Here is a 6,418-nt window from a genome sequence, read left to right as displayed (position 1 = left end):
AGGCGGGGGAGCGGCGCAAGGAGGCGATCGCGGCCGTCGCGGCGGGGGCCGGGGTGCCCAAGCGCGAGGTGTTCGACGCGGTGGTGGCGGCCAAGAACGCGGCGGCACCTCGCAACGCACGCTGAGGCACGCTGAGGGGCGCGTGCAGCCGGTTGTAAACAGCGCTCACGCCCCGGCGCACGCCCCCTTCGAAGGCAAAGGACTATCGTGAAATGTAAAGCGCGGACCGTGAGTCGGGCGTTTTGGGCATGAGAAGGCCAAGACCAATCCATTAATCGACAGGGGCTGATGCGCTCGCGCCGTCATAGGCGTCCACTGGGTCAGTGGAGAGGAGCCGGCATGAGTGACATCACGGGCACCGCCGTAGCCCACGAGGCATATGCCTTTTGTTGTATGCGCTGTGGACACGGCTGGGAGCAGGCGTACGACATAGAGCATCACGTCGATGGCTCGGGACAGAATTACGTCGTCTACAAGACGGACGGGGCACGCGTTCCTTCGCCGCTGTCCAGCCCGAATTGCGTCAACTGCGGCGGGCATGTCGTCCGCATCATGCGTTCCGGACAGGTCTCGTCCGTACGGGCGCTGATGGCGGGACAGCTTCCCGGGCAGGCGTCCGGGCGCTCCGGCGAAGCGATACCCGGGGGATCCGCGGAGCAGATATCCGCCGGATCCGCGCGGGCCGGCGCCGCGTCGGAAGGCAAGGCGCCGGAGCACGACCACGAGCACCACTGGAACTGGGGCCACTGGCACCTTTCGGACCTGCTGCACCCGTTCCACCACCGCAAGTGAGCCACCCGGGCCGGTGAGCGCCTGAGCCGCCTGCTTCGGCGCCGAACCGGTACGGGCCCCCGGGTGCGGCCCTCGTAGGATCGCGCCCATGAGTTCGAAGCATGCTCCGCCACCGCTGCCCGAACCCCTCCGGGTGCCGGTCGCGGATTCGCACACCCACCTGGACATGCAGGACGGCACCGTCGAGGAGGGCCTGGGCAGGGCGGCCTCGGTCGGCGTGACGACCGTGGTCCAGGTGGGGTGCGACCTCAAGGGTTCACGCTGGGCCGCTGAGACCGCTGCGGCGTACGAGAACGTCCACGCGGCGGTCGCCCTGCACCCCAATGAGGCGCCCCGGATCGTGCACGGCGACCCCGACGGATGGTCGCGGCAGGGCGCGCGTGTGGGCGGCGGGGAAGCGGCGCTCGACGATGCGCTGGCCGAGATCGACCGGCTGGCCGCCCTGCCGCAGGTACGCGCCGTCGGCGAGACCGGGCTCGACTATTTCCGGACAGGGCCCGAGGGTATGGCCGCCCAGGAGCGTTCCTTCCGCGCGCATGTGGAGATCGCCAAGCGCCATGGAAAGGCGCTGGTCATCCATGACCGGGAGGCGCACGCCGATGTGCTGCGCATCCTCGCGGAGGAAGGGGCGCCCGAGCGTACGGTGTTCCATTGTTATTCCGGTGACGCGGAAATGGCCGAAGTGTGTGCTGCGGCCGGTTATTTCATGTCCTTTGCAGGCAATGTCACATTCAAAAACGCTCAACCGTTGCGTGACGCGCTCACCATAGCGCCGCTGGAACTTGTTCTGATCGAGACGGACGCGCCGTTTCTCACTCCCGCGCCCTATCGCGGGCGGCCCAATGCGCCCTATCTGATCCCCGTCACGCTGCGGGCGATGGCCGATGTACGGGGGATCGGCGAGGACGCCATGGCGGAGGCGATTTCGGCCAATACGGCGAGGGCGTTCGGCTACTGATCCGGCTGCTGGTCCGGCTGCTGATTCGGTCACTGGACAGCGCTCACCGAACAGGCGGCGGACGCCGGCCTTTTGCGGGACACCGCGGGAGATGGTAGGCGGAGTGGTGTCGCGACGCCCTGTAGTCGCGTCGCTTTGGAGAGTAACGTCACTCCGCTAATGTCCGGGCCCGCCGCGCCTCGATGGCGGGGCCCGCCCTCGGGGCGGAGCGGACCGGACCTTGTGGAGCGTCGTGAGCAATGCGCAGGGCAGTCACCGTGCGGCACGCGGCGGGCGCCGCGGCGCCCGGGGACGCCGAGACACCACCCAGGAACCCCAGCAGTCCCGGACACCCGAGGGACATCGGCGGCTGCTTCCCAAGGCCCTGCCCCGGGTACTTCCCAAGGCCCTGGTCGTCGCCTTCCTGGCCGGCGGCACCTCCGCCTTCGCCGGCGACATGGCGGAGCTGTCGGCCGACGGGGAGGTGGCCGTCGGTACGCACGACATCGTCGCCCCCGCGCCCGGCGCCGCGCTTGTCACCGCGATGCGCGCGGAGGGTGCGCACCTCTCCGCCTCGCGTTCCTCCGTACGGCGCGACGGCCTCACCCGCGACGGCCTCACCCGCGACGGCCTCACCCGCGACGGTCTCACCCAGGACGGCCTCACCCGCGACAGCTTGCGCCGCGACCCGGCGGGCGACCGGGTGAGCGAGGAGGCCATCCCGTACGACACCGTCCGCACGGAGGACCCCTCGGTCTTCCGGGGCACCGAGATCGTCGACCAGCAGGGCAGTCCGGGGGCCCGCCGGGTCACCTACGGGCTGCGCACGGTCGACGGCGTCAAGCAGGAGCCGCACAGGGTCCACGAAGAGGTGGTGCGCGCGCCGGTCACCCAGCGGGTCAGGGTCGGTACGAAGGAGCTTCCGCGGACCGCGGCCGGGGTGGACGATCTGAACTGGAAGGCGCTGGCGGCCTGCGAGTCGGGCGGCAGGCCCAATGTCGTCGACCGGTCGGGCACCTATGGCGGGCTCTACCAGTTCGACCTGCCGACCTGGCGTTCCGTCGGCGGCAAGGGGCGCCCGCAGGACGCCTCGGAGGCGGAGCAGACGTACCGCGCGAAGAAGCTGTACATGCAGCGGGGGGCGAGTCCGTGGCCGCACTGCGGCCGTAGGCTGACCGGGTGAGCACCACTGAGCCCGACGCCCCGGACACCCCGGACACCTCGGCCGTCCCCGGCATTCAGGCCGTTCCCGACGCCGACGCCCCGGACACCGCGGACGCCTCCGCCCCCGACGCCCTGCTGGGACCCGCGGACATCCGCGAGCTGGCCGCCGCCCTGGGCGTACGCCCCACCAAGCAGCGCGGACAGAACTTCGTCATCGACGCCAACACCGTCCGCCGTATCGTCCGCACCGCCGACGTGCGCCCCGACGACACCGTCGTGGAGGTCGGACCCGGGCTCGGCTCGCTGACCCTGGCGCTGCTGGAGGCCGCGGACCGGGTCACCGCCGTCGAGATCGACGATGTACTCGCCGCCGCGCTGCCCGCGACGATCGAGGCCAGGATGCCCGCCCGCGCCGCGCGCTTCTCGCTGGTGCACTCGGACGCGCTGCGGGTGACGGAGCTGCCGGGCCCCGCGCCGACCGCGCTGGTCGCGAACCTCCCGTACAACGTCGCCGTACCGGTCCTGCTGCACATGCTGGAACGCTTCCCCACCATCGAGCGGACCCTCGTGATGGTCCAGGCCGAGGTCGCCGACCGGCTGGCCGCAGTGCCGGGGAACAAGGTGTACGGAGTGCCTTCGGTGAAGGCCAACTGGTACGCCGAGGTCAGACGGGCCGGCGCGATCGGCCGTACGGTCTTCTGGCCCGCGCCCAATGTGGACTCCGGCCTGGTCTCACTGGTGCGCAGGGCCGAGCCGGTGAAGACGACGGCCTCCAGGACCGAGGTCTTCGCCGTCGTCGACGCGGCCTTCGCACAGCGCCGCAAAACCCTGCGCGCGGCCCTCGCCGGATGGGCGGGCTCGGCCCCGGCGGCGGAAGCGGCACTGGTCGCGGCCGGGATATCGCCGCAGGCGCGCGGCGAGGCACTGACAGTGGAAGAGTTCGCGCGGATCGCGGAATCGAAGGGGGCGGGCGCGTGAGCGTCGAGGAACGGACACAGGCACCGGCACCGGTACGGGCAGATGCACCGGTACGGGCTGGGGCTGAGGCACCGCCGGTACGGGCGGATGCTCGGGCGTCGGTACGGGTACGGGTGCCCGCCAAGGTCAACGCGCAGCTCGCCGTGGGCGCCGCCCGCGCCGACGGCTTCCACGACCTGGCGAATGTCTTCCTGGCCGTGGGCCTGTACGACGAGATCACGGTGACGCCCGCCGACGAACTGCGTGTCACCTGCGAGGGCCCCGACGCGGCCCAGGTCCCGCTGGACACCACCAACCTCGCGGCACGCGCGGCCCTCGCGCTGGGCGAGCGGCACGGCATCGATCCGCGTGTGCATATCCATATCGCCAAGGACATCCCCGTCGCGGGCGGGATGGCGGGCGGCAGCGCGGACGGCGCGGGCGCCCTGCTGGCCTGCGACACACTCTGGTCGCTGGGCTCCTCGCGGGACGAACTCCTCGCGATCTGCGCCGAGTTGGGCAGCGATGTGCCGTTCAGCCTGATCGGCGGCGCGGCGCTCGGCACGGGCAGGGGCGAGCGGCTCACCCCGCTCGCGGTCGGCGGTGGGTTCCACTGGGTGTTCGCGGTGGCGGACGGCGGGCTGTCGACGCCGACGGTGTTCCGTGAGTTCGACCGGCTGACCGCGCACACGTCCGTACCGGCACCGGAGGCCGATCCCGTCCTGCTGGAGGCCCTGCGTACGGGCGACGCCGTCTCGCTGGCGGGCGCCCTGGCCAACGACCTCCAGCCCGCGGCTCTCGCCCTGCGCCCCTCCCTGGCCGGCACCCTCGCCGCGGGCACGGCGGCCGGAGCCCTGGCGGGCCTGGTCTCGGGCTCGGGTCCGACGACGGCGTTCCTCGCGAAGGACGCGGAGGCGGCGGCCCGTATCGCTGACACGCTGCTCACCTCGGGCACCTGCCGTACGGCCAGAGTCGCCGAGGCCCCGGCCCCGGGCGCGACGGTCGTGGAGCAGACGGCATCCTGAGTGGTGGAGCACACGGCTTCCTGACCGGGGCCCGGGTGGTCGACCGGGCGCTTGACCTTGTCGCAGCGGCAACGTTTCTACTGGTGCCATGCGAATCGGAGAGCTGGCCGGCGTCGCCGGTGTCACGACCCGTGCCGTGCGCCACTACCACCGCATCGGGCTGCTGCCCGAGCCGTCACGGCAGTCCAACGGATACCGCGACTACTCGCTGCGCGACGCGGTCGAACTGGCGCGGATCCGTCGGCTGACCGAGCTGGGCCTGAGCCTGGAAGAAGTGCGGGCCGTGCTGGCGGACGACGCGGGCAAGGATCTCGTCGAGATCCTCGGCGAGCTGGATGCCGATCTGGCCCGTCAGGAGGAGGCCATCCGGCGGCGCCGTGCCCGTCTGGGGCAGTTGCTCGAACAGGCCCGGCGGACCGGGCGGCTGCCGGCCGAGGCCCCGGTCTCCCCGGGACTCGCCGCGATCTTCGAGGACATGGCCCGTCTTTCGGCGCGGCTGCCCGGGCCGGAGCCGGTGTCGGCGGCGAAGGAACGGGAGCTGCTGGCCCTGCTGGAGACCGGCTCGCCGGACGGCGGCCGCGGCTGGCTCGACGTCCTGACGCGGAGCCTCAGAGCCGACCCGGAGGCCATGCGGCGCGCCTACGGGGTCTATGCCCGGCTGGACGAGCTGGCGGAGGCGGGCGAGGACGACCCGCGCGTGGAGGAGACCGCCCGGGCCGTCGTCGGCAGCATTCCGGACGAGGCGGTGCGGGCGATGGCTGTGACGGACGGCGGTGGCGCGGGTGAGGACGGCGGGTTCGCGGAGGTCTTCTTCGCGGACTTCGCCCCCGCCCAGGCCGCGGCCGTACGCCGGGCCATCGAGCTGCTGAGGGAGCGCGCCCGGTGACGGACCTGAGAAACGCGCACCGGGCCGGGGGCCTGAAGACCGTGCGCAGGCTGACCGTCCATGAGGCCCTCCTCGCCGCCGGCTTTCTGCGCTGGGTGACCCGCCGGGGCCCGCACGGGGTGCCCGACGGCGCTCTGCCCGTCCCGTACGCCCCGGGGCAGGCGGCGATCATGTACGGCTTCTTCTTCGTCTGCGTCGTCGAGACGGTGGGTCTCGCCCTGGTGATCCCCTGGCCGGTGGTGCACGCCGTCACTCTCGTCCTCGACATCTGGGGCTGCTGTTTCGTCATCGCCCTGCACGCCTCCTGCGTGGTGCGCCCGCATGTGATCGGAGCCGAGGGCTCGCTGCGCCTGCGCTACGGCGCCCTGCTGGACATCCGTATCCCGGCCGGCCGCGTAGCCTCCGTCCGCCTTGAGCGGAAGTTCCCGGACGGCAGGATGGCCGCCGTGGACGGGAACGGCGTCGCCGACCTGGCGGTGGGCGGCCAGACCACGGTCACCGTCGAGCTCAGCGAGCCGGTGCGGTACGTACGAGCCCTGGGCAGGCCCGCCGAGGCCCGCGTCTTCCGCTTCTACGCCGACGACCCCGGGCCCGCCGTCGCCGCGCTGAGGGCGGTCGCCGGTCCGGCCTGACCCCGGTCCCGGCGCGGCGACTACG

At 72.2% G+C, this 6,418-nt stretch carries 7 protein-coding genes and 1 pseudogene; all 8 read left to right on the top strand.

Going from position 1 to position 6,418, the window contains the following annotated elements:
* A pseudogene (locus WH07_RS38935) lies at window positions 1-125 on the top strand (16S rRNA (cytidine(1402)-2'-O)-methyltransferase); the annotation flags it as partial.
* A gap of 214 nt (window positions 126-339) precedes the next feature.
* A complete protein-coding gene (locus tag WH07_RS19190) occupies window positions 340-792 on the top strand; it encodes a hypothetical protein (RefSeq protein WP_046501357.1) in 453 nt (150 codons plus the stop codon).
* An 88-nt stretch (window positions 793-880) separates the two neighbouring features.
* Entirely contained in the window at window positions 881-1,750 is an 870-nt protein-coding gene (locus WH07_RS19185; RefSeq protein ID WP_046501355.1) for a TatD family hydrolase, read from the top strand.
* A 232-nt stretch (window positions 1,751-1,982) separates the two neighbouring features.
* The gene (locus WH07_RS19180; protein ID WP_052744473.1) at window positions 1,983-2,912 is read left to right on the top strand and encodes a transglycosylase family protein; all 930 of its coding nucleotides are present in this window, start codon (window positions 1,983-1,985) and stop codon (window positions 2,910-2,912) included.
* A 53-nt stretch (window positions 2,913-2,965) separates the two neighbouring features.
* Window positions 2,966-3,871 carry a 16S rRNA (adenine(1518)-N(6)/adenine(1519)-N(6))-dimethyltransferase RsmA gene (gene rsmA / locus WH07_RS19175; RefSeq protein WP_046501361.1) on the top strand — a complete coding sequence of 302 codons (906 nt, stop codon included), beginning with the start codon at window positions 2,966-2,968 and terminating at the stop codon, window positions 3,869-3,871.
* A complete protein-coding gene (locus WH07_RS19170; protein WP_079023356.1) occupies window positions 3,868-4,875 on the top strand; it encodes a 4-(cytidine 5'-diphospho)-2-C-methyl-D-erythritol kinase in 1,008 nt (335 codons plus the stop codon). The genes rsmA and WH07_RS19170 overlap by 4 nt, the downstream gene beginning before the upstream one ends.
* Window positions 4,876-4,963: 88 nt before the next feature.
* Window positions 4,964-5,761, top strand: a complete 798-nt coding sequence (locus WH07_RS19165) for a MerR family transcriptional regulator (protein ID WP_046501353.1) — start codon at window positions 4,964-4,966, stop codon at window positions 5,759-5,761.
* Window positions 5,758-6,393, top strand: a complete 636-nt coding sequence (locus WH07_RS19160) for a hypothetical protein (RefSeq protein ID WP_232788965.1) — start codon at window positions 5,758-5,760, stop codon at window positions 6,391-6,393. The genes WH07_RS19165 and WH07_RS19160 overlap by 4 nt, the downstream gene beginning before the upstream one ends.
* Window positions 6,394-6,418: the final 25 nt, after the last annotated feature.

Source organism: Streptomyces odonnellii (genome assembly GCF_000981895.1).
GTDB classification, from domain to species: Bacteria; Actinomycetota; Actinomycetes; order Streptomycetales; family Streptomycetaceae; genus Streptomyces; species Streptomyces odonnellii.
Note: the sequence above shows the minus strand (reverse complement) of the source record. Positions and strands in the feature narration are given on the sequence as shown.

What these genes read in the sequence shown, in the direction of transcription:
- WH07_RS19190 (WP_046501357.1), top strand. Translation starts at nt 340, where the DNA reads ATGAGTGACATCACGGGCACCGCCGTAGCCCACGAGGCATATGCCTTT.
- WH07_RS19185 (WP_046501355.1), top strand. Translation starts at nt 881, where the DNA reads ATGAGTTCGAAGCATGCTCCGCCACCGCTGCCCGAACCCCTCCGGGTG.
- WH07_RS19165 (WP_046501353.1), top strand. Translation starts at nt 4,964, where the DNA reads ATGCGAATCGGAGAGCTGGCCGGCGTCGCCGGTGTCACGACCCGTGCC.